19 protein-coding genes are annotated in these 26,243 nt (G+C 44.5%); 17 read left to right on the top strand and 2 right to left on the bottom strand.

From position 1 onward, the window contains the following. Window positions 1-68: 68 nt before the first annotated feature. From dnaN to ISX59_RS15085, 7 genes are all read left to right on the top strand, one after another. The gene (gene dnaN / locus ISX59_RS15115) at window positions 69-1,193 is read left to right on the top strand and encodes a DNA polymerase III subunit beta (protein ID WP_005806961.1); all 1,125 of its coding nucleotides are present in this window, start codon (window positions 69-71) and stop codon (window positions 1,191-1,193) included. A gap of 128 nt (window positions 1,194-1,321) precedes the next feature. Next, window positions 1,322-2,095 (top strand): 3'-5' exonuclease, encoded by a 774-nt coding sequence (locus ISX59_RS15110; protein ID WP_022011889.1) that lies wholly within the window; start codon window positions 1,322-1,324, stop codon window positions 2,093-2,095. A gap of 2 nt (window positions 2,096-2,097) precedes the next feature. Beyond that, window positions 2,098-3,291: a bifunctional phosphopantothenoylcysteine decarboxylase/phosphopantothenate--cysteine ligase CoaBC gene (gene coaBC / locus ISX59_RS15105; protein WP_005806957.1), complete on the top strand. Its 1,194-nt coding sequence runs from the start codon at window positions 2,098-2,100 to the stop codon at window positions 3,289-3,291. 3 nt (window positions 3,292-3,294) lie between these two features. After that, entirely contained in the window at window positions 3,295-4,980 is a 1,686-nt protein-coding gene (gene recN, locus ISX59_RS15100) for a DNA repair protein RecN (protein ID WP_186992753.1), read from the top strand. A 61-nt stretch (window positions 4,981-5,041) separates the two neighbouring features. Next, window positions 5,042-5,782 carry a 23S rRNA (guanosine(2251)-2'-O)-methyltransferase RlmB gene (gene rlmB / locus ISX59_RS15095; RefSeq protein ID WP_005779999.1) on the top strand — a complete coding sequence of 247 codons (741 nt, stop codon included), beginning with the start codon at window positions 5,042-5,044 and terminating at the stop codon, window positions 5,780-5,782. Window positions 5,783-5,798: 16 nt separating this feature from the next. Then, entirely contained in the window at window positions 5,799-7,496 is a 1,698-nt protein-coding gene (locus tag ISX59_RS15090; RefSeq protein WP_220576029.1) for a serine protease, read from the top strand. Window positions 7,497-7,791: 295 nt separating this feature from the next. Beyond that, window positions 7,792-8,166: a RidA family protein gene (locus ISX59_RS15085; RefSeq protein WP_005806951.1), complete on the top strand. Its 375-nt coding sequence runs from the start codon at window positions 7,792-7,794 to the stop codon at window positions 8,164-8,166. Here the strand turns inward: ISX59_RS15085 and ISX59_RS15080 are convergent. Further along, the gene (locus tag ISX59_RS15080) at window positions 8,134-9,510 is read right to left on the bottom strand and encodes a folylpolyglutamate synthase/dihydrofolate synthase family protein (RefSeq protein WP_186992751.1); all 1,377 of its coding nucleotides are present in this window, start codon (window positions 9,508-9,510) and stop codon (window positions 8,134-8,136) included. The two genes, ISX59_RS15085 and ISX59_RS15080, sit on opposite strands and share 33 nt — an antisense overlap. A gap of 128 nt (window positions 9,511-9,638) precedes the next feature. Here ISX59_RS15080 and ISX59_RS15075 point away from each other — a divergent pair, with 128 nt between their 5' ends. Together ISX59_RS15075 and ISX59_RS15070 are read left to right on the top strand one after the other, a co-directional pair. Next, on the top strand, window positions 9,639-10,964 hold the full coding sequence (locus ISX59_RS15075) for a PhoH family protein (protein WP_005779995.1): 1,326 nt from the start codon (window positions 9,639-9,641) through the stop codon (window positions 10,962-10,964). A gap of 160 nt (window positions 10,965-11,124) precedes the next feature. Continuing rightward, window positions 11,125-13,029: a nucleoside-diphosphate sugar epimerase/dehydratase gene (locus ISX59_RS15070; protein WP_005806946.1), complete on the top strand. Its 1,905-nt coding sequence runs from the start codon at window positions 11,125-11,127 to the stop codon at window positions 13,027-13,029. Between the two features lie 98 nt (window positions 13,030-13,127). On the opposite strand, the gene ISX59_RS15065 is transcribed toward ISX59_RS15070, so the two are convergent. Next, the gene (locus ISX59_RS15065; RefSeq protein WP_005806944.1) at window positions 13,128-13,655 is read right to left on the bottom strand and encodes a hypothetical protein; all 528 of its coding nucleotides are present in this window, start codon (window positions 13,653-13,655) and stop codon (window positions 13,128-13,130) included. 376 nt (window positions 13,656-14,031) lie between these two features. On the opposite strand from ISX59_RS15065, the gene ISX59_RS15060 reads away from it, so the two are divergent. From ISX59_RS15060 to ISX59_RS15025, 8 genes are all read left to right on the top strand, one after another. Further along, window positions 14,032-15,201, top strand: coding sequence for a PP2C family protein-serine/threonine phosphatase (locus ISX59_RS15060; protein WP_005779991.1), 1,170 nt, complete (start codon window positions 14,032-14,034; stop codon window positions 15,199-15,201). Between the two features lie 20 nt (window positions 15,202-15,221). Further along, the gene (locus ISX59_RS15055) at window positions 15,222-15,527 is read left to right on the top strand and encodes an STAS domain-containing protein (protein ID WP_005779990.1); all 306 of its coding nucleotides are present in this window, start codon (window positions 15,222-15,224) and stop codon (window positions 15,525-15,527) included. 14 nt (window positions 15,528-15,541) lie between these two features. Then, window positions 15,542-15,967, top strand: a complete 426-nt coding sequence (locus ISX59_RS15050) for an ATP-binding protein (RefSeq protein WP_005779989.1) — start codon at window positions 15,542-15,544, stop codon at window positions 15,965-15,967. Next, a complete protein-coding gene (locus ISX59_RS15045; RefSeq protein WP_188520579.1) occupies window positions 15,967-17,568 on the top strand; it encodes a WD40 repeat domain-containing protein in 1,602 nt (533 codons plus the stop codon). The genes ISX59_RS15050 and ISX59_RS15045 overlap by 1 nt, the downstream gene beginning before the upstream one ends. After that, window positions 17,565-20,354: an ATP-binding protein gene (locus ISX59_RS15040; protein ID WP_220576028.1), complete on the top strand. Its 2,790-nt coding sequence runs from the start codon at window positions 17,565-17,567 to the stop codon at window positions 20,352-20,354. The genes ISX59_RS15045 and ISX59_RS15040 overlap by 4 nt, the downstream gene beginning before the upstream one ends. Before the next feature lie 234 nt (window positions 20,355-20,588). Continuing rightward, the gene (locus ISX59_RS15035; protein ID WP_220576027.1) at window positions 20,589-21,425 is read left to right on the top strand and encodes a sensor histidine kinase; all 837 of its coding nucleotides are present in this window, start codon (window positions 20,589-20,591) and stop codon (window positions 21,423-21,425) included. Continuing rightward, entirely contained in the window at window positions 21,422-23,794 is a 2,373-nt protein-coding gene (locus ISX59_RS15030) for a TonB-dependent receptor plug domain-containing protein (RefSeq protein ID WP_005806930.1), read from the top strand. The genes ISX59_RS15035 and ISX59_RS15030 overlap by 4 nt, the downstream gene beginning before the upstream one ends. 14 nt (window positions 23,795-23,808) lie before the next feature. Continuing rightward, window positions 23,809-26,238 (top strand): amino acid adenylation domain-containing protein, encoded by a 2,430-nt coding sequence (locus ISX59_RS15025; protein WP_220576026.1) that lies wholly within the window; start codon window positions 23,809-23,811, stop codon window positions 26,236-26,238. Window positions 26,239-26,243: the final 5 nt, after the last annotated feature.

The following is a 26,243-nucleotide window of genomic DNA, read 5'->3' as shown; positions in this document are numbered from 1 at the left end:
TGTGCTGCCTCGATCTTTTTTGTAACTTTGTGCTTTGCAAAAATATAAAATTTAAAATCACAGATTATATGAAATTTATCGTTTCAAGTACTGCACTTTCCAGCCATTTACAGGCTGTTAGCCGTGTGATAAACTCAAAAAATGCGCTGCCTATTTTAGATTGTTTTCTCTTTCAGTTGGAGGACGGAACACTGTCTGTGACTGTTTCTGATAGTGAAACTACGATGGTAACCTCGGTTGAGGTGAACGAGAGTGATTCTAACGGAAAGTTTGCCGTCGCTGCAAAAACGTTGCTCGATGCATTGAAAGAGATTCCGGAACAACCGTTGACATTCGAAATAAAGCCGGATACCTATGAAATTACGGTACAGTACCAAAATGGTAAATATAGCCTGATGGGGCAGAATGCCGACGAGTTTCCGCAATCGGCTACACTCGGTGATAATGCGGTTCGTGTGGAGATGGAAGCACAGATATTGCTGGGAGGCATTAACCGTTCGGTATTTGCTACTGCCGATGACGAACTCCGTCCGGTGATGAATGGTATCTACTTTGACATTACGACTGAAGACATTACAATGGTAGCTTCGGACGGACACAAGTTGGTACGTTGTAAAACATTGGCTGCACGCGGAAATGAACGTGCTGCATTTATTTTGCCCAAAAAACCGGCAACTTTGTTGAAGAACCTGTTGCCTAAGGAATCGGGTATGGTGGTGATCGAGTTTGATGAACGCAATGCTGTTTTCACGCTCGAAAGTTATCGTATGGTTTGCCGTCTGATTGAAGGACGCTACCCCAATTATAATTCAGTGATTCCACAAAACAATCCGCACAAAGTGACGGTAGACCGTATGCAGCTGATAGGTGCTTTGCGTCGTGTATCCATTTTCTCTTCACAGGCAAGCAGTCTTATCAAACTCCGTATGCAGGAAAACCAGATAGTGGTTTCGGCTCAGGATATTGATTTCTCTACTTCTGCAGAGGAAACACAGGTGTGCCAATATGCCGGTGCAGCAATGAGTATTGGCTTTAAATCTACTTTCCTGATCGATATTCTGAATAATATCTCGGCAGAGGAAGTGATCATCGAATTGGCTGATCCGTCAAGAGCAGGTGTCATTATTCCGGTAGAACAGGAAGAAAACGAAGATTTGTTGATGCTGCTGATGCCGATGATGCTGAACGACTAACTGCGGAACAGAAATAGAATCGGATTCATTACAGAGGACACAAAGATCACAGAGACATCATTCTTTGGAATTGAAGCTCTGTGTACTCGGTGTCCTCTGTGGTGAATTTAAACAAAACCGTATAAATAATGAAACTCAACCTAAAGAACCCTATTGTCTTTTTCGACCTGGAAACGACTGGGACTAACATCAACTCAGACCGAATTGTAGAAATCTGTTATCTTAAAGTATATCCGAACGGGAATGAAGAGTCGAAAACTCTCCGTATTAATCCCGAAATGCCTATTCCTGCCGAATCATCTGCCGTTCATGGTATTTTTGATGCTGACGTAGCTGATTGTCCTACTTTTAAAGAAGTAGCAAAAAGCATTGCGAATGACATTGAAGGTTGTGATCTGGCTGGTTTCAACTCCAACCGTTTTGACATTCCTGTGTTGGCGGAAGAGTTTCTTCGTGCCGGGGTTGATATTGATATGAGTAAGCGCAAATTTGTTGATGTACAGGTAATTTTCCATAAGATGGAACAACGTACTCTTTCGGCTGCTTATAAATTCTATTGTGGCCGTAATTTGGAAGATGCACATACAGCGGAAGCCGATACCCGCGCCACGTACGAGGTTCTGATGGCTCAACTTGACCGCTATCCGGAAGATTTGCAAAACGATATGTCTTTCCTGGCCGATTACTCAAGCTATAACAAGAATGTGGATTTTGCCGGACGTATGGTGTATGATGACAATGGAGTGGAGGTTTTTAATTTTGGCAAATACAAAGGCCAGTCGGTGAGTGAAGTGCTGAAAAAAGATCCCGGATATTACAGTTGGATTCTCAATAGTGACTTTACGCTGAATACAAAAGCCATGTTGACGAAGATTCGCCTGCGTGAGTTAACGGGAAAATAACTATGCTGAACGGAAAGAAAATTATACTTGGCATTACCGGTAGCATTGCTGCTTATAAGGCTTGCTACATTATACGCGGCTTGATTAAACAGGGAGCGGAGGTACAGGTCGTAATTACTCCTGCCGGAAAGGAGTTTATTACTCCGATAACTTTGTCCGCTTTGACCAGTAAGCCTGTTATCAGTGAGTTTTTTGCCCAGCGGGACGGAACGTGGAACAGCCACGTAGACTTGGGGCTTTGGGCAGATGCTATGCTGATAGCGCCTGCGACGGCTTCTACCATTGGTAAAATGGCAAATGGCATAGCAGACAATATGCTGATCACGACTTATCTGTCAGCGAAGGCACCGGTGTTTATCGCTCCGGCCATGGACTTGGATATGTTTGCGCATCCCAGTACCCAGAAGAATCTGGATACGCTGCGTTCATACGGTAATCATATCATTGAACCGGCTTCGGGAGAATTGGCAAGCCATTTGGTAGGTAAGGGGCGCATGGAAGAACCGGAGAATATTATCCGGGTACTTGATGAGTTCTTTTCCTCTACGGGCGAGCTGGCTGGAAAGAAAGTGCTGATTACAGCCGGACCGACTTATGAAAAGATTGATCCGGTACGTTTCATTGGTAATTATTCTTCCGGTAAAATGGGATTTGCATTGGCAGAGGAGTGTGCCCGTCGCGGAGCGGAGGTAGTGCTGATAGCCGGACCGGTGCAACAGAAGGTATATCATTCACACATTACCCGTATTGATGTGGAGTCTGCTCAGGAAATGTATGAGGCTGCTATGGCGCAATACCCATTGGTGGATGCCGGAATATTATGTGCTGCAGTAGCAGATTTTACTCCGGATGTTGTAGTCGATAAGAAGATAAAACGGGAGGGAGATGATTTGATGTTACATCTCAAGCCCACCCACGATATTGCCGCTGCATTGGGTAAACTGAAGACATCGGGGCAGAAATTAATCGGTTTTGCTCTTGAAACGAATGATGAACAGCGTAATGCCGAAGGAAAACTGATCCGGAAGAACTTCGATTTTATTGTGCTGAATTCATTGAATGATGCAGGTGCGGGTTTCCGTTACGATACAAATAAAATCAGTATTCTCAGTTGTAGAGGCAGAACCGATTATCCGTTAAAATCCAAGACTGAAGTAGCCAGAGATATTATTGATCGAATGATAAAAGAATTGTGATTTATGTTACGTTCATTATACATCCAGAATTATGCTCTGATTGAGAAACTTGATATCCGTTTCGAAACCGGATTTTCTGTGATTACCGGTGAAACCGGTGCCGGGAAATCCATTATTCTGGGCGCAATCGGACTTTTACTCGGACAGCGTGCTGATGTGAAGGCTATTCGGCAAGGTGCTTCGAAATGTATTATTGAGGCCAGGTTCGATATATCAGCTTATCATATGGAAGCTTTTTTCGAAGAGAACGAGCTGGAGTATGAGCCCGAATGTATACTTCGCCGTGAGGTACAGTCTTCCGGCAAAAGCAGAGCATTTATTAACGATACGCCTGCATCGCTCACACAAATGAAAGAATTGGGCGAGCAATTGATCGATGTACATTCGCAGCACCAGAATCTGTTGCTTAACAAAGAAGGTTTTCAGCTCAATGTACTTGATATACTTTCCCACAACGAAGAGGCTTTGGATGTATATCATCATTTATATCAGGAATGGAAAAAGCTCAGTAAAGAACTTGACGAACTGATTGTACTGGCCGAACAGAGCAAAACGGATGAAGATTATATCCGTTTCCAGTTAGAACAATTGGAGGAGGCACATCTTTCTGCCGGAGAGCAGGAAGAATTGGAACAGGAGGCCGAAACATTGGCACATGCCGAAGATATCAAAGCCGGATTATATCGGGTAGAGCAAACTCTTGCCTCAGACGAAGGAGGACTGTTGCCTGCTTTGAAAGAGAGTTTGGGTACTCTGAATGGATTGCAGCGGGTATACCAGTCTGCCGGAGAATTGGCTGAACGGATGGAGAGCACTTATATAGAACTGAAAGATATAGCTCAGGAAATATCGGATCAGGGAGAGAGTGTCGAGTTCAATCCATCCCGGCTGGAAGAAGTGAATGACCGGTTGAACCTGATCTATTCTTTGGAACAAAAACACCGTGTTCAGACAGTAGAAGAGTTGATCGTCCTTTCAGAGCAATATGCAACGAAACTTGCTGCCATTACTTCGTATGATGATCGGATAGCTCAATTGACGGAACAGAGAGATGCGCAATATAATAAGGTAAAGAAACAGGCGTTTGTCCTGACGAAGGCCCGTACGGAGATTGCCTGTGAAGTGGAAAAGCAGATGGCAGCTCGTCTGATTCCTTTGGGAATGCCCAATGTCCGCTTCCAGGTGGAAATGGGGCTGAAAAAAGAATTGGGTCCCCAAGGAGAAGATACGGTGAACTTCTTATTCTCTGCCAATAAGAACGGAGCGCTGCAGAGTATATCTTCAGTTGCGTCCGGTGGTGAAATAGCTCGTGTTATGCTGTCTATCAAGGCAATGATAGCAGGAGCCGTAAAATTGCCCACTATTGTGTTCGATGAAATCGATACCGGAGTATCCGGTGAGATTGCAGATCGCATGGCGGACATCATGCAAGAGATGGGTGAACAAAACAGGCAGGTGATCAGTATCACCCACTTGCCTCAGATTGCTGCCCGTGGACGTGCCCATTATAAGGTATACAAGCGGGATAATGATACGGAAACGAATAGCCATATTCGTCGTCTGACTGACGAAGAACGGGTAGAAGAGTTGGCACATATGCTGAGTGGTGCCACTTTGACCGAGGCTGCACTAAGCAATGCAAGGGCATTGCTGGAACCTTCTTTGAAAGAGAGAAAAATAATAAAATAAGTATATAGTGGCGTGCAATGAACATTGGCGAGTTGCATACTCTAAAAATGCAGACAATTACATGATTGATAAAAGCGAAATGATTTTCGGCGTCCGTGCCGTGATTGAAGCCATTCAGGCTGGTAAAGAGATAGACAAGATTTTGGTGAAGAAAGACATTCAGAGTGACTTGTCCAAGGAGCTGTTTGCTGCTCTGAAAGGTACGCTGATTCCTGTTCAGCGCGTCCCGGTGGAACGTATCAACCGCATCACCCGTAAAAATCATCAGGGTGTAGTGGCATTCATATCTTCGGTGACGTATCAGAAGACCGAAGATCTGGTACCTTTCCTCTTTGAGGAAGGTAAGAGTCCGTTCTTTGTTATGCTCGACGGGATTACGGATGTGCGTAATTTTGGTGCCATAGCCCGTACTTGCGAATGTGCCGGAGTGGATGCTGTCATTATTCCTGCGAAAGGAAGTGTTACGGTCAATGCGGATGCGATGAAGACTTCAGCCGGAGCTCTGCATACTTTGCCTGTCTGTCGTGAACAGAACTTAAAGACAACTTTACAATATCTGAAAGATAGTGGATTCCGCATTGTGGCTGCTACCGAAAAGGGTGATTATGATTATACGAAGGCCGACTATACCGGTCCGATGTGCATCATTATGGGCGCCGAGGACACCGGTGTTTCGTACGATAACCTTGCGTTATGCGACGAATGGGTCAAGATTCCGATGTTGGGCAGTATTGAGTCACTCAATGTGTCGGTAGCCGCTGGTATCCTGATTTATGAAGGCGTGAAACAACGTACAAATTAAAACAACATTCAAATACATGAAAAAGAGCATATTATTCACATTTGTGCTTTGTCTCCTGTCACAATGGAGTGTAGCGCAAGCCCCCAAATGGGTAGAGAAGGCGAAACGATCGGTGTTTTCCATCGTTACGTATGATAAAGACGACAAAATTCAGAATACCGGCAACGGATTTTTTGTGACCGAAGACGGAGTGGCTCTGTCTGACTATTCTTTGTTTAAAGGAGCTCAGCGTGCTGTTATCATTAATTCCGAAGGAGAGAAAATGCCGGTTGAATGTATTCTGGGAGCCAATGATATGTATGATATCATAAAGTTCCGTGTCGGCATTACAGTAAAGAAGGTACCGGCATTACAGGTGTCCACTATAGCTCCGGCTGTAGGTGCCGAAGTCTATCTGTTACCTTATTCCACTCAGAAAGGTGGAAACGTGACCAGCGGCAAAGTGAAAAAGGTGGATAATATCGGTGGTGATAAATATCATTATTATACACTGGATATGGTATTGAAAGATAAGATGGTGAGTTGTCCGGTAACGACAGCGGACGGTAAAGTGTTCGGAGTGGCACAAAAAGCTTCCGGACAGGATACTACCTCTATTAGTTATGCAGCAGGTGCAGCTTTTGCCATGTCACAGAATATCAATGCTCTTGCACTGAGCGATGCCGCACTGAATGCAATCGGTATAAAGAAAGGCTTACCTGAAGATGAAGATCAGGCTTTGGTTTACCTGTTTATCGCTTCTACGCAAACTACTCCTGAGGCTTATGCCGTTGCCCTTGATGATTTTATCAAAACTTTCCCGAACAGTGCGGATGGCTATCTTCGCCGTGCAGGGAACTATGTGTTTGCAGGTAAGGATATGGACAAAGCGGCTGCCGATTTGGAGCATGCCCTGAAGGTTGCACAGAAAAAGGATGATGTTTATTATAACATAGCCAAGTTGGTATACAACTACCAATTGAGTAAACCCGAAACCACTTATAAGGATTGGACGTATGATAAGGCTCTGGCGGATGTGCGTAGTGCGATAGCTGTTCAGGATTTGCCTGTATACCGTCAACTTGAAGGAGATATTCTTTTTGCCAAGCAGGATTATGCCGGTGCATTTACCAGCTATGACAAAGTGAACGGAACCGAATTGGCATCTCCGGCTTCCTTCTTCAGTGCTGCCAAGGCAAAGGAATTGAGTAAAGCTGCTCCCGAAGAGGTCGTTGCTTTGCTGGATAGTTGTATTGCCCATTGTCCGACGCCCATTACAGCAGATTTGGCTCCCTATCTGTTGGAACGTGCCCAGATGTATATGAATGTAGAAAAGTATCGTCCGGCTCTGGCCGATTATGATGCATATTTCAATGCAGTGAATGGCAGTGTTAACGATTTGTTTTATTATTATCGGGAACAGGCTGCCTTCAAAGCCAAACAATTCCAGCGTGCTTTGGATGATATCACAAAGGCAATCGAGCTGAATCCGGAAGATCTCACTTATCGGGCAGAGTTGGCAGTGGTCAACCTGCGTGTGGGACGCTATGCGGAGGCCGAGAAAGCATTGAAAGATGCATTGACTGTTGATCCGAAATATGCCGAAGCATATCGTTTGTTAGGAATTTGCCAGATTCAGTTGAAGCAAGAAAAAGAGGCTTGTGCAAGTTTTGCCAAAGCAAAAGAACTTGGCGATCCTAATGTGGATGAACTGATTAAGAAGCATTGTAAATAAAGTGCCGGAAATATAAAAGAGAAGAGGTTATCGTCATTGCGATAACCTCTTTCTTTATGGGGGAGATCCATTTCTAACATCTCCATTTTGTTAAAGTTTAGGTCTTATTCGGTTAAAGTTATTCTGATTCTTTTGTGTATTCATATATATAAATACGTTTGTTTGCCAAATACTGCATAGCTCTTATATTTTTTTCTTATCTTTGTTTTCATAAGAACTTTCCTGATAGGAGTTTTTTATCATCTTCAGGATATCAACTTTACCATAAATGTCAATCATTAATAAACCAAGTAAAATGAAAAAAGTAATTTGCAGTGATAAGGCACCGGGAGCTATCGGTCCTTACAGTCAAGCTATTGAAGCGAATGGAATGGTATTTGTTTCCGGTCAGCTTCCTATCGATGCAGCTACGGGACTGATGCCCGACGGTGTGGAAGCACAAGCCCGCCAGTCTCTTGAAAACATAAAACATATCCTTGAGGCTGCCGGTCTGACCATGTCAGATATTGTAAAAACGACAGTTTTCCTCCAGGATATGTCTTTGTTTGCCGGAATGAATGGGGTATATGCAACTTATTTTGAAGGCGCATTTCCCGCCCGTTCGGCTGTTGCCGTGAAAGCCTTGCCTAAAGATGCTTTAGTCGAGATCGAGTGTATCGCGGCACGATAATAAGTCGGCTACAATAAAGCTACTGCCTCCTACGAAGATCAAGTCTTCCGGGAGGCTTTTTTCTTGTGCGGCCTTTACGGCCGATTGAACATCAGGATAAGTTTTACCCTGCAGTCCGGCAGAGGCTCCGATTTGCTGTAACAGAGTCTCTGACAGAGCTCTTTTGACGCTCGCTTTGGTGAAATAGTAGACTGCATTTTTAGGCAGTAAGGCCAGTACTCCACTGACGTCTTTGTCATTCACCATACCGATGACCATGTGGAGACGTTCATATTTCATTTGCTTTAGTTGCTCTACGATATAAGAGATACCTGCTACATTGTGTCCCGTGTCACAAATGATGGTGGGAGAGTTTCTCAATTTTTGCCAGCGTCCTTGTAGTCCGGTCATTTGGTCTACTTGCCGGAAACCGTTTCTTACGTCATTGTCACTGATCTTATAACCTGACTTCCTCAGGATGGGAAGAGCAGACAGGAGTGTATTTGTGTTTTTTAGTTGATATGAACCTCCCAATACTCCTTCCAGTTCGGGATATGTCTCGTTTTCGTAGATCCAGCCGGAAACAGCTTCTGCTTCTTCTGCTTGTACAGCACTGGAGTGTTTTTCCGGACATTCTGTCCATTTTCTGTTCGTACAAGTTTTGAATTTTGTTGCTCCTTTTAGTCTTTGTTCTTCTTCTGCGAAGATGATAGGAGCTTCCACTTCCTGAGCTTTCTGCAAAAATACGGGCTTAGTCTCTTCGGTTGTTTCACCAATGACAACCGGTACACCTTTTTTTATGATACCTGCTTTTTCTGTCGCTATTTTTGCCAGTGTATTGCCCAGAAACTGCATGTGGTCGAAACTGATATTGGTGATAATACTCAAATCCGGATGAATGATGTTGGTGCAATCCAGGCGTCCTCCCAGTCCAACTTCGATTACAGCTACGTCGATATGCCGGTCGGCAAAGTATCGGAATGCCATGGCTGTAGTCAGCTCGAAGAACGAAGGATGCAATGGTTCAAAAAAAGAACGGTGGCTTTCCACAAAACGGATCACGTATTCTTGTGAAATGGTCTCGCCATTGATGCGGATACGTTCGCGGAAGTCGACTAAATGGGGCGAAGTATAGAGCCCGACTTTATATCCGGCCGACTGCAAAATTGCTGCCAATGTGTGTGAGCAAGAGCCTTTTCCATTAGTCCCGGCGATGTGGATACTTTGAAACGTGGTGTGAGGATGTCCCAAATATTCGTCTAATGCATGGGTGTTTTCCAGTCCCTCTTTGTATGCACTGCTTCCTACCTGCTGGAACATGGGAACGCTGTTGTATAGGTAGTCTAAAGTTTCCTGATAATTCATGTTTTATAATATTTAACGGGCAACTTCTTTTGTTTGCCTTTTTATTTGTTATCTTAGTTGCAACAATTCAACACAGAGGTGTCGATTGTCTTTTTGATTGCAAATATCAACATTTAAATCTAAGAATCATGGGAACAAAGAAAAATTTTGTGCTCGACACGAATGTTATTCTCCACGACTACAATTGCCTGAAGAATTTTCAGGAGAATGATATTTATCTTCCGATTGTTGTTTTGGAAGAATTGGATAAATTCAAGAAAGGTAACGAACAAATCAATTACAATGCGCGTGAGTTTGTGCGCGAACTTGATTTAATAACCGACGATAGCCTGTTCACCCATGGCGCCCCTTTGGGCGAAGGACTGGGCAAGTTGTTTATTATAACAGGTGATTCGGAAGCTCCTAAAGTACATGAATCGTTTCCTGCCCGTAAACCGGATCATCAGATATTGGCTGTAGCCGAGTTTCTGGCACGGAAGTATCCGAAAATGAAAAATATCCTGGTGACTAAGGATGTCAACTTACGGATGAAAGCCCGTTCCATAGGGATACTTTGCGAGGACTATATCACCGATAAGGTTGTGAATGTCGATATTTTCGAAAAATCGAACGAGGTATTCGAAAACATAGAACCGGAGTTGATCGACCGTATTTACTCGTCCAGAGAAGGGCTGGATATCAATGAATTTGATTTTAAGGACATTCTTCGTCCCAACGAATGTTTCATTCTTAAGAGTGATCGCAGCAGTGTGCTTGCCCGTTACAATCCCTTTACACACATGGTCTGCCGGGTAAATAAAACGAAAAATTATGGAATCGAACCGCGTAATGCGGAACAGAGTTTCGCTTTCGAAATTCTGAATGATCCCGATATAAAACTGGTGGCTTTGACAGGTAAGGCCGGAACCGGTAAAACATTGCTTGCCCTGGCCGCAGCTTTGGGAAAACTTACTGAATATAAACAAATTCTGCTGGCACGTCCTATTGTAGCCCTTTCCAATAAAGATTTGGGATTCCTTCCGGGAGATGCGACCGAAAAGGTAGCACCCTATATGCAACCCCTGTTCGATAACCTGAATGTAATAAAACGTCAGTTTGCCTCAAACTCTACCGAAGTGAAGCGGTTGGAAGATATGCAGAAGAGCGAGCAATTGGTGATCGAGGCTTTGGCATTCATTCGCGGACGAAGCCTTAGCGAAACCTACTGCATAATTGACGAAGCACAGAATCTGACCCCACACGAAATTAAAACTATTATCACCCGTGCCGGAGAGGGAACCAAGATGGTGTTTACCGGAGATATCCAACAGATTGACCAACCTTATCTGGACAGTCAGTCTAATGGTCTGGTGTATATGATCGATCGCATGAAAGATCAGAACCTGTTTGCACATGTCAATCTGGTGAAAGGTGAACGCAGCGAATTGAGTGAATTGGCAAGTAACTTAATGTAATATCCATATTTTAAAGGGACGGAAGAAGAGAATTCCGTCCCTTTTTTACACTATTATTCCACTTTTATTGTGTTAAAAACTTTATTTTGTCAAATAAAAACGCACGGGTTAGTGAAAATAGTGTATCTTTGCACCGCCTAAAACAAAAACTGTAAAACAAATGAAACAGAATTTTTTCCATCGGTATCTTTCCGCGAAGGTACTGCCCATTTGGACTATCCTATTGATTGACATATTTATTATTGTCGCATCCTGTTTGCTTGCCTATTCGCTTCGTTACGATTTTCGCAGCATTTTTCTGGATTCGTCTACGATAGATAAGACCATTCTTTGGACAGTAGTGGCTAATTTGATTTTCTTCCGGGTATTCCGTACCTATTCAAATGTGCTTCGCTTTTCTTCGTTTGTGGACATTATGCGCATTTTTGTGTCGCTTACGGTCTCTTATGGAGTACTGATGATTCTGAGTGTTCTGCTGGACGCTTATCTGGGTGTCCGGATTGGTGCCATCAGCGTGCTGTTTATGGCGTACGTGATCAATTTTGCCATGATGGCTTGTTCGCGTATAGTAGTTAAGATGTTTTTTGAAGTGCTCAACTTCGATGGTAGTCATACCACTAACGTATTTATTTATGGTGCCAAAGAGGCCGGAGTGAACATAGCCAAGTCTCTGCGTGTAAATTTGCGTAATCATTATCGTCTTCGTGGTTTTATAGCCGACGAGCCGGAGTTGATTGGTAAAGTTATGATGGGAGCTAAGGTATTTCCAAACGACGAACTACTAATTGAAAACATGAACGACCGTGATGTGCATACCATCATCGTTTCTCCGGTTAAGATGGAGAAACTGAAAAAGTCCGACATGATTGATACGCTGCTCTCCAATAACGTGAAGTTGCTGACCGCTCCTCCTCTGAGCGAATGGGGCGGACAATCACTCAATAAAACCCAACTGAAGGAAATACAGATTGAAGATCTCTTGCAACGCGAACCTATCGAGGTAGATATTCATAAGATTGCTTCCCATTTGGAAGGTAAACGAGTGATGATTACCGGTGCTGCCGGTTCTATTGGTAGTGAGATTATGCGTCAGGTTGCATCTTTCAACCCATATAAGTTGATCCTGATTGATCAGGCTGAGACTCCGTTACATGACATTCGTCTGGAATTACAAGATCGTTGGCGTGATATCGATGCTGAGACGATTGTTGCTGATATATCGAACGCTACCCGCATGGAAGCTATTTTCCGTGAATACAAGCCTCAATACATATTTCATGCAGCCGCGTACAAGCATGTGCCGATGATGGAAGACAACGTGTCGGAGTCTATTCAGATTAATGTGTCGGGTACACGTACGCTTGCCGATCTTGCCGTTAAATTCGGTTCGGAGAAATTTGTGATGATTTCTACGGATAAGGCTGTCAATCCGACCAATGTAATGGGATGTTCAAAGCGTATCTGTGAAATCTATGTACAGTCATTAGCGAAAAAATTACAGAAGGAAGGCACTCGTTCGGTGCAGTTCATTACCACTCGTTTCGGTAATGTATTAGGCTCTAACGGTTCGGTTATTCCCCGTTTCCGCGATCAGATTCAGCGTGGAGGTCCTGTAACTGTTACTCACCCTGAGATTATCCGTTATTTCATGACTATACCCGAAGCTTGTCGTCTGGTATTGGAAGCCGGTAGTATGGGTAATGGCGGAGAAATCTACATCTTCGATATGGGTAAACCCGTGAAGATTGTCGATCTGGCTAAGCGAATGATCAGCCTTTCGGGACGTACGGACGTGAAGATTGAATTTACCGGTTTGCGCCATGGTGAGAAGCTGTACGAAGAGTTGCTCAACGTGAAAGAGCTGACCAAGCCCACTTACCACGAAAAGATTATGATTGCCACTGTGCGTGAGTATGATTATGACGAAGTGAAAGAGAGAATTCAGAAATTAATCGATGTAAGTTACACCTATGATCAGATGAAGATCGTAGCTGCCATGAAAGATATTGTTCCGGAGTTTGTGAGCAAAAACTCTTGTTTTGAGGCATTGGATAAGAAAGACTAATCTTCAGAACCTGCCGGAATATCTTGATCTTAATTATATAATCAGAAGCTATAGGTTTAACTATAACTTCTGATTTTTTTATGTATTAATACCTTCTGCTATTTCGCAAATTTGTTAAACATATCTTTTACTTTGCCTGTTTCAGGCATATTCAATAAATAGAACTTTTCACAGGTACTTGCTCCGTATTGGCAGTTTACTGTACCGAAATCTTCTTCTTTACCCGACCGGTTATTTCCGTCCATGCGGAGGAATACATTCGGGAAGGCAACTGATTCAATGGTATATGAACCGTCGTTCTGTTCGTGCAGCTTGAAGTGTTCCCAGTCACTCGCTCCAAACTGACAGTTTACATGTCCTGCACCCGATCCTGCAAAGCCACGAATGCCACTTCCGTCCATGCGGAGAAATACCCCGGGATACTTTACTGATTCAATGGTAAACGTACCATTTTTCTGTTCTTGTACTTTAAATGCTCCGGTAGGAGACATATTTTTCTGGCAACTTACTTTTCCTGCACCTGCACCATTGGCTTGGGTAATTCCATTTCCATCCATCCGAAGGAATACATCTTTGAAAGCTACTGATTGAATCAGCAGCGGTTTCGAGAAATTTACTTTAATCATAATTCTTCTTGAGAAATATTTTATTCTCCTGTATTGAAGAGAACTTTCTTCCTACTCTATTTCCGGCTTTTCGGTTCCGCCCGTTTTTATTTATTCTTTGTAAGCTTACGACAGCAAAAGTGAAAAGAAAAGCCCTATCCTGAAAATATAAATTCCGAATAAGCTATAGTTCCTTTTAAAAGGAGGGATCGGTCTTTTGATTGCTTTCCTTGAGGGACAAGGACACGCGGCCCTGTATGCTTATAAGACAATAGCATTCATTCGGAAAAACATTCTTCCGGTTTAAAATATAAAATTGTAACCGGGTCGGGCACTCTCTATTTTTGCCGTCATAAAAGTCTGAATAGAAAATTGAAATTTATAAATAATCACAGATATGGCTGCAAAAATATTAAGTGTAGATGATGAACTCGATTTAGAGGTATTGCTTACCCAGTACTTCAGGCGACAGATACGAAAAGGTGAATACGAGTTTGCCTTTGCCCATAATGGGTTGGAGGCTTTACAGAAACTTCTGGAAACTCCTGATTTCGATATTATCCTGAGTGATATTAATATGCCCGAGATGGATGGATTGACCTTGCTGGCCAAGATCAATGAATTGAAAAATCCAGCGATGAAATGTATTATGGTCTCTGCTTATGGAGATATGGACAACATACGTTCTGCCATGAATAAGGGGGCATTCGACTTTGCTACCAAGCCGATAGATCTGGAAGACTTGTCGCGGACTATTGAAAAAGCAATCGAACAAGTCCGTTATATCCGGGAGTCACAGCAGGAACACAATCAACTGGAGTCTATCAAGAATGACCTGGCCATTGCAGGAGAAATCCAGCAAACCATTCTTCCCCGTTCTTTTCCGCCTTTTCCTGAATTGGCGGGAATGGTCGATATCTATGCCTCCATGACCCCGGCCAAAGATGTAGGTGGTGACTTTTACGACTTTTTCCAGATTGACGACGAGCGCATAGGTCTGGTGATTGCCGACGTATCCGGGAAAGGTGTACCCGCATCCTTGTTCATGGCCGTTAGCCGGACACTGCTTCGGGCAACCGCTCTCCGGGGAGTATCATCGGCTGAATGCCTCACTTATGCCAACAAGCTGCTGTGCAAAGAAAGTATGGACTCTATGTTTGTGACGGTTTTTTATGGGATCTATAACTGTAGGACCGGTGTAATGGATTATACCAATGCCGGACATAACCCTCCATCTATTCTTCGGAGAAACCGATCGGCAGCGTACTTGCCCGTCGCTTCCAATTTTGTGGTCGGAGTGTTCGATGACATTGAATTTGAAAGTAATACATTGGAGTTTGGAGTCGGAGATACTCTACTTCTGTATACCGATGGGGTAACGGAAGCCTTCAATGATAAACGCGAACAATTCTCGGAAGGCAAACTGCAGGAAGTTCTGGGTGCTTTGCAAGAAGATACTTCAGCGAAAGAGGTCGTTACGCAGGTGCTTCACTCTGTCAGGGCTTTCTCCGGAGATTATCCTCAGTCCGATGATATCACTTTACTGTCTCTTCAACGAATCAGATAATACTAAAAAATAAGAAAACTATGGAAAAGTATGAAATTCATCCAGTTGGTGCCGTTTTGGATTCAAATACAAGCGCTGACGAACAAACTAAAATTGTAGCTCTTATTGAGCAAGGGCATTCTGTGGCGTTGGACCTCAGCAATTGTTCCTACGTATCCAGTGCCGGATTACGCGTTATGCTCTACGCCTTTAAACTGGCAAAGGCTAAAGGCAGGAATGTATGTCTTGTCGGTGTGTCGCAAGAGATTAAGGACGTAATGCACATGACCGGATTCGATAAGTTTTTTCGTTTCTATCAGACCCTTGACGAATTATCACAATCTTAAAAAATACCTGAGCAATGACGTTACTTCAGTTTCGCCCTGTCGTCGGGAGGTTGGATGAAATTCTCGATATGCTGATGCATAGCCGTGAAGTTACTTCACATCCCTCCCTGTCTTATGCCCTCCGTTTGGTAAGTGAGGAGATAATAGTCAATATTATCAATTATGCTTATCCGCAGGAAACGGACGGTTACCTGACTCTGTGTTTATGGGATGAAGGTGGAGAGATTGTCCTGGAATTCATAGATGGAGGTGTTCCGTTCAATCCTCTGGCTAAAGCCGATCCGGACATTTCATTACCGCCGGAACAGCGTGAGATAGGGGGATTGGGGATTTTTCTGGTACGTGAAATGATGGATGATGTGGCGTATGCCTACGTCAATAAAGAGAATCGGTTAACCATTAAAAAGAAGTATCCGCAATCGGAAGATGAACCTGTATGATGATCAAGTTAAGCCAAAATATAATCCGTTGGATCATAGCAGTCCCTTGTGTACTGTTGACCGTTTGTCTGGTTTTATACCGGGCCTATCGTTATTCGGAATTGGAGAGAGACCGTCTGACTTTGTCTTTGGAGGAGTTTCAGGACAAAGAAAGGCAGTCGGTTCTTATCCAACGTGTCAGTCAGCAAATGGAGGAGATTGCCTATCAGCAAAAAGACATTTCCGAAAAGAGAAGACAGGAAGCTGTCGCGCAGACCCGGAAAGCTAATCAAATGCAGCAGCAGGCGGAAATAGCTCGTGAAAAGGCATTTACTGCACAATGGGAGGCTGAGAAAGCCTATCGGTTGGCGGATGAACAGAAGAATCTGGCAATGGAACGACAACTACAGGCTGAACAATCGAAGAGAGTGGCCGATACGTTGGCTTTTCTGGCCTTGGGACGTTCATTGGGTACGCTTTCTGTCACCCAATACCGGTCCGGCAACATGGAACTGGCCTCGTTGCTGGCATATACTTCCTGGCAGTTCACAAAACACTATGATGGTGATGTGTATCATCCGGCTGTCTTCAACGCTTTGTCCTTATCTTGCAGGCAAGATCAACTTTGGTTTAGACACAAGGGGGCTATCACCGGCATCAGGTTGTTGCACGAAACAATTGGAAACCCGCAGACTTGCCGGGATTCTCTGCCGGGATTGGTCACTGTCAGTAAGTACGGTGAAATGATATGTTGGAAGTCGGGAGATGGACAAACGTACACATCCGGATTTCTGTTGAGTGATTCCCGTTATGATTTTCGGGATGTGCTGATCCATTCGGATTCTCTGGTGTATGCCCTGTCCTATGACGGATGCCTCGTCTCCGTGAACTCTGCCGGTATGGCTGCTTACCTTTTGCCTGAAGGTAAATACCGGCAATTGATTCCGGCTGCTTCCGACCGGCTTTTAGCTATTTCTGCAACGGGTATTTATGCTTTTGACTGTATCAGCCATCAGATACAGCTTTGTTTTCAGCCGGAGTATCCGGTCACTTGTGTCGGGAAGTCAGGAGATAACCTCTATGTCTTTTTAAAGAATGGAACAGTAGCCTTGCTTTCATCTGCCGGTCAATTTGTCCGGTTTATAGAGGGGTGGTCGCAAGGGGGGAGGATTACCTCTTTTTGCTCTCTTTCTGATGAAAGGTATGCCGTGGGGTGTAGGGAAGGAACCATTTTAATATGTGACAAAGATGGGAATGTCCTGCAAAAGCTGATCGGACACCAGGCCGCCGTCACCGCCATTTTCCGGAAAGGGAATAAACTGTTTTCAAGCAGTTATGACTGTACGCTTCGTTTATGGGATCTTCATAAAGGGAAGACGGAATCTGCTGTAATTATGACAAGCAGTGGATGGATTCACACTTTCTGCCTTCATCCGGATGGTACATCCATTTTTATGGGAGACGAACAGGGCCGGTTATACCGGATACCCGTTTCGCCCGATCATATGGCTACTGTTGTCCGTCAGGGATTGCGACGCGACTTCACACAGGAAGAATGGGAGTACTATGTCGGTAAGCAAATACCATTTGAATCTTATTATTTAAAAACGTACCAGCCATGAAAAAGATACTCTTATTGATGTTGTGCCTTTGCCCGATATGTGCGGATTCACAAGAAGGAGTTCCATTCTTTGTGAACTATCCGTCTTCTGTGTATCAGGCGCACAATCGTAATTTCGACGTTGTGTGTGACAGCTGCGGGAATGTTTATTTTGCCAATTTCGAGGGTATTCTTCATTATGATTACAATCGTTGGGAAACAATCTATACGCCCGGATTTTCCCGCGTCACCCGTCTGTTCCGCGATTCGGGGGATAGGATATGGGCAGGAGGATATAATGTATTCGGAAGGATAGAGCATGATGAACGCGGATGTGTCGTGTTGAGAACCATTGTGTCCGATCTGGACCCTTCTTCTTTCGGTGAATTGGATGATATGGCGGAAGTTGACGGACTTATTTACCTGAAAACGACATCGGGCCGATGTTATACGGTTCAGGAAGATACCCTCCTGTTTCCCACACAGATACTTCCGGTTCAGTTGCAGGAGAAGTGGCAGAAGCAAACGACATTGGAGGATATCGGCCGTGGATTGTCGGTGAACGACAGTGAAGGGAAAGAACTACTTTCTATAACCGAGAATAACGGTCTGTGCAGCAATTCCGTATCTTCTGTTGCTACCGATGGGCGGGGGAACCTTTGGGGGGCCACTGATAATGGGGTATTTCATGTATTCACTCCTTCTTTATTCAGCCGCTTTACTTCCTATGAAGGTTTGAAAGGAGAGGTCGTGTCAGTCATCCACTACAAGGGGATGCTGTATGCCGGCACCTTACAGGGGTTATATGTATGGAGGCACAATGTCTTTGTACCTGTCAGGGGGATTACGCAAGCTTGTTGGCAACTTGTGCTTTCTCCGGAAGGAGAGTTATATGCGGCTACCAGTGATGGGATATATGTTGTCGGGGATTATGACCGTTTGAGAAAACTTACAGAGGTTGCAGCCTATTCGTTGGCATTCGCGGATGGCACCGATATTTTAATGGGAGCTATGGACGGGATTTATCGGTATTCTACCCGGACAAGGAAGGTCGGGAGAGTTTCCGGAATTGAGAAGGTGGTACATTTGGAAGTGAAAAAAGATCATTCTGTATGGGCAAAAACCATGTATGGAGAAATCTATCTGCAGAAAGGAGATGGAACTTCTTTCGTCCTTCAGCCAAGGGGAAACGAAGAAGTGATGACCGGATATACGGACAGCCGCGGATACAATTGGCAAACGAATCTGAAGGGTAAAGAGTTGCAAGTGACGCATTCGCAGGACAATACCGGGAAATTAAACCAATGCCTGCATGCAATTCGAAACTATGTTGTGCGGGTAATTTATATAGAAGAAAGGAATGCAGCCTGGTTTGGGGGTGATTTTGGTTTGATCCGGATGGATCTTGGCAAAGCACAGGCGTTTACTCCGTTTGTTCCTCGTATTTATCTTCGTGAGGTTTGTCTGAACCGCGATTCCATATACCGGGGAGGGGATTTACCGATAAATCCGGAGGCAGCAAACCAACGTATCGACGATATATCCCGTTTTGGAGATGATGTCCGCGCCATTCGTTTCTCGTTTGCCACGGATGCGGCCTGTTTCACGGGTTCCAATGAATATAGATCCCGTCTGGTCGGTTACGATCCGGAATGGAGTTCGTGGGATTACCGGACAGAGAAGGAATATGCCAATCTTCCTTCGGGTACATATACGTTTTGCGTGCAGGCACGTGATATTTACGGTACGATAAGCGAAATAAAACAATTCCGTTTTTCGCTGTCACCTCCTTTTTACTTACAGTGGTATAGTCTCGTTTTGTATGCTGTCACTTTGGGAGGGATACTGTTCCTGCTGTTTAAATGGCGGATGCACAACTTGCTGAAAGAGAAGGAAAGGTTAGAGAATCTTGTAGGCCAACGTACCGGACAGTTGGTGCGGCAAAAAAATGAAATAGAGGAAAAGTCCCTGAAGCTGGAAGAGGCATTGAAAGAGCTGAGGCAGGCACAAGATGATCTGGTGCGACAAGAGAAAATGGCCACTGTCGGTAAACTGACACAAGGGCTGATCGACCGTATCCTGAATCCGTTGAATTACATTAATAATTTTTCTCACCTGACTTCGGGGTTATTGCAGGATTTATATCAGAACCTGGAAAGTGCACAAAAGCTTTTGGATGAAGACACTTATCTGGATTCGGTAGATGTCATAGCCATGATGAAAGATAACCTGGCAAAAATAGAAGAACACGGAAGCAATACTACTCGTGTGCTGAAGGCTATGGAGGAGGTTTTGAAAGACCGTAACAAGCAACTGGAGAAGATAGAATTGACGGGTTTGTGCCGGAAAGACATGGAACTGCTGGAGAGTTATTACCGGAAGGAAATCAGTGAAATGCACATTTCGGTCCGGACTTCTCTTCCCGATACACCATTGTTCATTAACGGAAATGCCGAGCAACTGGGGAAAACCATTATGAGTCTTCTTAACAACGGCATGTATGCCATAATCAAGAAGTATGGCAAGAATATATATCCGGCTGAGATTGGTCTGTCATTGGAAAGCCGAAACGGACAGGCAGTCATCTGCTTATACGACAATGGGGTGGGCATTGAACAAAGTATTCTTGAGAAAATCTTCGATCCGTTCTTTACGACGAAGACAACCGGTGAGGCGGCAGGTATCGGATTGTATCTGAGCAAGGAAATCATACTCAATCATCGTGGAAAGATAGCAGTACGCTCAGAGAAAGATGAATATACGGAGTTTGCCATTACTTTGCCTCTATGGGAGGACGGGACAGGATGATCTGTACCTTCCGGACGGAACATCCGTTCATCCTGCTTTTTACAAGCATATGTAAATGCTTTTACATACCGGCGTAAAGGCATTTACCTGCCGACGTAAAAGCATTTACATGCCGGCGTAAAAGCATTTACCTGCCGGTGTAATAAGTCGGTAAATGCACTGTTTTGATTAACAGCGTAGTATCCCGTCGGATTATACAAGCTAATAATGATATAGTACTTAAAAAGATTGATTATGGAAAGAAACATTTCACAAGAAAAACGAATTGAAGAGCTGGAAGCACGGCTCAGAGAACAGGAAAAGTTGGGGTCATTGGGATTGTTGAGTGCCGGTATAGCCCACGAAATACAGAACCCACTGAACTTTGTCATTAATTTCAGTAAATTGTCCGGGCAGTTGTTGTCCGATCTGGATACCATTGTTGATGAAACCGGGAACCGTATTTCGGAAGAATCGCTGGAAGATATTAAAGATATACTTTCCGGATTACGTGAGAACATGGACAAGATCAGAGAACATGGTGACCGGGCTATTAGTATTATCCGTGGCATTCTACTCTATTCCAGGGGTAAGGATGATGAGTTTATGCCTTCACAGATACAGAAGTTGACAAAAGAATATGTGTGGCTGGCTTATCATGCGATGCGTGCCAACTACAAGAATTTTAATATTGCCATTCATGAAGACTATGCCAAAGACATTCCTCCGGTCCGGCTGATTCCGCAGGATTTCAGCAGGGCAGTGCTGAATGTGATGAACAACGCCTGCTATGCGGTATGGAGAAAATGGCAGGATACTCCCGAAGGATATTCTCCTGAGGTAACGGTGAGTCTGGAAAAGCTGGATAAAAGAATCGTGCTTACCATCCGTGATAATGGAGAAGGTATGAGTCCGGAAGTCAAGCAAAGATTGTTCGACTCTTTTTTTACGACTAAACCGGTCGGGCAGGGGACAGGGCTCGGAATGTCGATCGTCCGCGATATTATAGAAAACAAACATCACGGAAAGGTGCTGTTTGATTCGGTTCAACATGAATATACTTGTTTTCGTTTTATCATCCCGGTCACATGAAACGCTACCTGTTGTTATATATCTTCTCCTGTTTTTTTGCCGTGCAACTGACAGCACAATCGGCAGACAGTGTCCGAAATTCATTTGTAAGGGCAGAAGCGCTTTATAAAACTGGAGATATTGATCAAGCCTGCCGTATATTGGAGGAGAATCTGCCGTCTTTTCGGGGGACGATGCGCACCGAGGCATGCCGCCTGACTGCTTTATGTCTTCTGGCTTTGGACCGTTTTGCAGAAGCGGAACAATATGTCTCATTGTTGTTGAAGGACGAACCCTATTATTATATCTCGTTACAGGATCCGGAACGTTTTGCGGACATGGTTAGGAAGCACAGGGAGACTAAAGTAACCTTGGTCACGGCTTCGCAACAGGTGGAGACTCCGGAAGAAGCTCCTGTACCTGTCACTCTGATTACAGAGGAGATGATTCGGGCTATTCATGCCCGATGCCTGCGTGACGTATTGATTGCTTATGTTCCCGGCATATCCGGTTTGTCTTCCAATGAAGAGATGAATCTGGCTATGAGGGGAGTCTATTCGTCCGGACAGGAAAACATACTGGTTATGCAGGATGGGCAGCGCCTGAACAGTTACATCACGAATGCTGTTTCGCCGGATTATGGTATTAGCCTGGCTAAAGTCAAACAGATAGAAGTGCTTCGCGGACCGGCTTCTTCGCTTTACGGTAGCGTGGCGCTGACAGCCGTGATTAACATTGTCACTAAGGACGGGGTGGACATTCGTAATGGTGCCGTATCTGTCGGTGCCGGAGACCGGGGGCAGCTGGCTGCTGACTTGTTATTGGGCAAACACGACATGAACATGGATTTTATGGCATGGTTTTCCTTGTATCGTGCAACGGGAGAGTCGGTTTTTGTCCCTGCCGGCAAACAATATGCCCTTTATCCGAGAGACGGATTTATTTATCTGGACGGTTATTCCGAACTGCCCGCTCTGGATGGCGGCATTAAACTGCAACGGGGAAACTTACTTTTCAGTTTTAGTATGAACTATGCTAAAAAAAGGCAGCCTTATAGCATGTGGCTTTTTGCTTCACCCTACTCTTATAAGAAGTTCCGCACTTTTGATGGTGCCGGTCCGGGATATTCCAGATGGTCGGCCAGAGAGCAGGCGGTTTACAGTCGTACGTGGCAAAATGTGAGTTTCAGTACGACGTTCTACACCGACTGGAACAAAAATGTACGTTATGAAACCGCAGGAGATACATTGCAGGATTACCCTATTTACCTCAATCCCAATGACAGCACCAAACTCATTTTTCCGGATCGTGGAGTTTTTCAATACATCCGCTGGATGGACTTCAATGTTGGCTTTAACACTCGTGTGAGCTATACTTACGATTGGGGAAGATACGGAAAAGGTAATATGCTTGGCGGCGTGGAGTGGAATCGGTATGCACTTTATGATTCTGAATACCTGGAAGGTATGAATTTCAGAGAAATAGTCAGGACATGGACCGACAAGCGGCTTTACACTGGTCACGAAATGAACGCAAACGTATTTCTTCAATTCAAACATAATCTGCATAAAAACTGGATTGTAAATGCCGGAATCAGATACGACTATAAGAAACGGAGAAATAACCGGATAATGCAGGCCTTTTCTCCCCGTGTATCGCTTATTTATCTTCGGGACGGACTGAATCTGAAAGCCAGTTATTCCAGGTCGTTTGTCGATGCACCCTATTATTACAGAAACAACGATATGGATACTTACTCCGGTGGCGAGAATCTGCAGGCTGAATATCTGAGTTCGTACCAGTTGACTTGTGCCTATCATTATCGCCCCTTTCATATAGATGTTGAATGCAACCTTTTCTACAACCGGGCTTCCCATTTTCTGTTTACCCAACCGGAAACCCGTATTTACGAAAATGCCGGTCTGCTGGATATGGGAGGTATCGAGGTAACCGCGCGTTACCGGGCAAACCGATTAAATCTGGATGCAAACTTGTGCTATCAGAGAGTATTGGGTTATACCAATTTCTTTGTTACCGACGGGTCGGTTAACAATGTGCCGGATTTTTCCGTGAACCTTGTAGCCGGCTATTTCCTGGTAAAGAAGAAAATATGGAACTGGTCTGCCCATGTAAAAATGAATTGTAATAGCCGTTGCTATACACAGGTCAGCGTATTGGAAAACGGACTCAACGGAGATGCCACCAATTATACTGTCCGTCTGCCGGGCTATACTGTTTTCTCTTTCACTACCAGATGCAGGTACAAACAGATAGAAGGCAGTCTGGGAGTTGAGAATCTCTTTAATAACCGATATGAATGCGGAGGAGCAAATATTCCCATCCGGCAGAAAGGACGGTGGATTTCCGGCAGTATATTGTATAATTTCTAAATCAAAAAACAATAATGAAAACAAATATTCAAGAAACTTTTTTTCAGTCATTCTCTACTTGGGGTGACCAAACGGCCGTCATTGCGAAAGACGGTACTGTCTCTTATCAGGAACTGGAACGTTATTCCGGGAAAATAGCGCAAATTGTCCGTCAACATTTTCCGGTGACTCATGCATCCGGCTTCCGCAATGTCTGTATCGGAGTTTGTATGGGACGGAATAAAACTCTGGTTCCTGCTATTATGGCCATCTTTCGATTGGGGGCGACTTATCTGCCCATAGATCCTGCTTTGCCGGATAACCGTAAACGATACATGGCCGAAAATGCAGGTATGGTTTTGTTATTGACCGATTCACCGGATGAAGTCAGTGGAATTCCGGAAGTCTGCCAGCTTCATCTGGACTTGTCAGCACTCTCCGGCCCCTCCATTGACGGATATGCCGAGGTCTTCCCCGATGATTGCGCCTACATCATATATACTTCCGGGACGACAGGAAATCCCAAGGGGGTACAGATCAGTTATTCCAATCTGGGGACATTTACAAAGAACCTGATGAATACGGAACTTTATCATTTAGCCAACCCCTCGGACAGGTATCTCGCCTTTGCCAGTATCAGTTTTGATGCCTCCATATTAGAATTAATGATGTGTGTGCCGATTGGGGGGACTTTGGTTTTGGCGGGGGAGGAGGAACGCAGGGACATTTCTTTGCTGGACGGACTGATCAGGCGTGAGCAAGTGAATGTGGCCTTTTTCGCTCCTTCATTATTGGGCATGTTTGCCAATCTTGACTTTCCGTTCATGAAGACTTTGCTGTTTGGTGCTGAGGCTATCAGTGAAAAGTTGTTTAATAGGTTGAAACAACAGCCATACCGGTTGATGAATGTCTATGGTCCGACAGAGAATACGGTACTCAGCACCATACGGATTGTAAATGATGAGACTTCGTACGACAATATCGGTTATCCGCTGGAAGGAACCACCTGCCATATCTTGTCCGAAGATCTTCAACAGGTGGTTGGTGGAGCAACAGGAGAGCTTTATTTGAGTGGTCCACAGGTTTCACCCGGATATATCGGGAATAAAGAGTTGAATGAAAAATCATTTATCTTCTATCATGGGGAACGGTTGTACAGGACGGGCGATTTGGTTCGGCAACAGCCTGACGGCTCTATACGTTTTATCGGACGAAAGGACACACAAGTCAAGATACGGGGATTCCGTATTGAACTGAGGGAGATAACGGAATGCCTGAATAAGGATCCGGAGGTTGAGAAAGCTCACGTAGTGGTAGTGGAGCAAAATGGACGGCAATTATTGGGTGCTTACTTGCAACCATCAGTGCCCGGCTGTTTTCATCCGGAAGATGTAAAAGAACGTTTACGGTCGGAACTTCCTTATTACATGATACCTAATTTATGGCAGGTGGTAGATCGTTTTCAGCGTACAATGAATGATAAGATCGATACTCGTTCACTCCCGCCTTTTGCTCCGGTGGAGTTGGAGTATGTCCCTCCGGTGCATCCGGGAGAAATCATTTTATGTGATATTTTGAAGGAAATGCTGAATTTACCCCGGGTCAGTGTTGAGGCCGGTTTGATTGATGACCTCGGAATGACTTCGTTGGATATACTGAGGCTGGTTACCGAGGCAAATAAAAGAGGATGCCCGATTAGTGTATCTGCCGTTTATGCTACCGATACTCTGCGCCGGCTGTTGGTGGTTCCCCGGCAAGAACCCGTTTATTGGTATAAGCAGCAAAATCTCAAGAAGCCGGTTATCATTCTGGTTTGCGGGTCTGCTTATTTCAATCATTGGTATTTTCACTTTGCCGACCGCTTATACGAAAAATATGATATTCTTGTGATAGATGCTGTTTACGATCACTTCTGGAAAGTGGCCGCGGATGTTACGGGATTGCTGGAATATTATGCCCGGGCGGTACAACCAATGATCCGGGAACGTACTGTTTACGCGCTTACCGGTTTCTGCATGGGTGCCGAACTGGCAATCGGCCTGGCCGAGTTGTTACGCCGTTCTATGGGGATAACACCGAAGGTTTTCGCACTCGACGGACAGGCCTGGCAGAATCCCGCTTTGTGCCGGAATTATCCTTTACTGATATTCCCCGGAGATACTGACGAGATGATACGTGAACGGAACGAAATCATTGATATTTATTTCAGTACGACTCCCAACCTGATTTATCAGGGAGAGGTGATTGTGTTGTTATCCGGATTATTCCATCAACAGGCCGGATTGTCTCCCGAAGAGGCATGGACAGAGGAAAACTACCGTATATTCCGGACTGAATATGACAATTGCGAAAGATTGTGGAACAAATATTATCCGAATGCTTCTGTCCTGCGATTACCGACAGATCATTGGCACTTTCTGGAAGGCGAATCACTGGAACAACTGATCACTGTTTTTTTTAAGTAAGTATC

The sequence above is a fragment of the Bacteroides sp. FSHCM14E1 genome (assembly GCF_019633785.1).
Taxonomy (GTDB): domain Bacteria; phylum Bacteroidota; class Bacteroidia; order Bacteroidales; family Bacteroidaceae; genus Bacteroides; species Bacteroides hominis.
The sequence above is the reverse complement of the archived record's forward strand: the minus strand, read 5'-3'. Positions and strand labels throughout refer to the sequence as shown.

Bases quoted from the DNA above. Each gene is read 5' to 3' on its own strand.
- dnaN (WP_005806961.1), top strand. From the start codon at position 69: ATGAAATTTATCGTTTCAAGTACTGCACTTTCCAGCCATTTACAGGCT.
- ISX59_RS15110 (WP_022011889.1), top strand. From the start codon at position 1,322: ATGAAACTCAACCTAAAGAACCCTATTGTCTTTTTCGACCTGGAAACG.
- coaBC (WP_005806957.1), top strand. From the start codon at position 2,098: ATGCTGAACGGAAAGAAAATTATACTTGGCATTACCGGTAGCATTGCT.
- recN (WP_186992753.1), top strand. From the start codon at position 3,295: ATGTTACGTTCATTATACATCCAGAATTATGCTCTGATTGAGAAACTT.
- rlmB (WP_005779999.1), top strand. From the start codon at position 5,042: ATGATTGATAAAAGCGAAATGATTTTCGGCGTCCGTGCCGTGATTGAA.
- ISX59_RS15090 (WP_220576029.1), top strand. From the start codon at position 5,799: ATGAAAAAGAGCATATTATTCACATTTGTGCTTTGTCTCCTGTCACAA.
- ISX59_RS15085 (WP_005806951.1), top strand. From the start codon at position 7,792: ATGAAAAAAGTAATTTGCAGTGATAAGGCACCGGGAGCTATCGGTCCT.
- ISX59_RS15080 (WP_186992751.1), bottom strand. From the start codon at position 9,510: ATGAATTATCAGGAAACTTTAGACTACCTATACAACAGCGTTCCCATG.
- ISX59_RS15075 (WP_005779995.1), top strand. From the start codon at position 9,639: ATGGGAACAAAGAAAAATTTTGTGCTCGACACGAATGTTATTCTCCAC.
- ISX59_RS15070 (WP_005806946.1), top strand. From the start codon at position 11,125: ATGAAACAGAATTTTTTCCATCGGTATCTTTCCGCGAAGGTACTGCCC.
- ISX59_RS15065 (WP_005806944.1), bottom strand. From the start codon at position 13,655: ATGATTAAAGTAAATTTCTCGAAACCGCTGCTGATTCAATCAGTAGCT.
- ISX59_RS15060 (WP_005779991.1), top strand. From the start codon at position 14,032: ATGGCTGCAAAAATATTAAGTGTAGATGATGAACTCGATTTAGAGGTA.
- ISX59_RS15055 (WP_005779990.1), top strand. From the start codon at position 15,222: ATGGAAAAGTATGAAATTCATCCAGTTGGTGCCGTTTTGGATTCAAAT.
- ISX59_RS15050 (WP_005779989.1), top strand. From the start codon at position 15,542: ATGACGTTACTTCAGTTTCGCCCTGTCGTCGGGAGGTTGGATGAAATT.
- ISX59_RS15045 (WP_188520579.1), top strand. From the start codon at position 15,967: ATGATCAAGTTAAGCCAAAATATAATCCGTTGGATCATAGCAGTCCCT.
- ISX59_RS15040 (WP_220576028.1), top strand. From the start codon at position 17,565: ATGAAAAAGATACTCTTATTGATGTTGTGCCTTTGCCCGATATGTGCG.
- ISX59_RS15035 (WP_220576027.1), top strand. From the start codon at position 20,589: ATGGAAAGAAACATTTCACAAGAAAAACGAATTGAAGAGCTGGAAGCA.
- ISX59_RS15030 (WP_005806930.1), top strand. From the start codon at position 21,422: ATGAAACGCTACCTGTTGTTATATATCTTCTCCTGTTTTTTTGCCGTG.
- ISX59_RS15025 (WP_220576026.1), top strand. From the start codon at position 23,809: ATGAAAACAAATATTCAAGAAACTTTTTTTCAGTCATTCTCTACTTGG.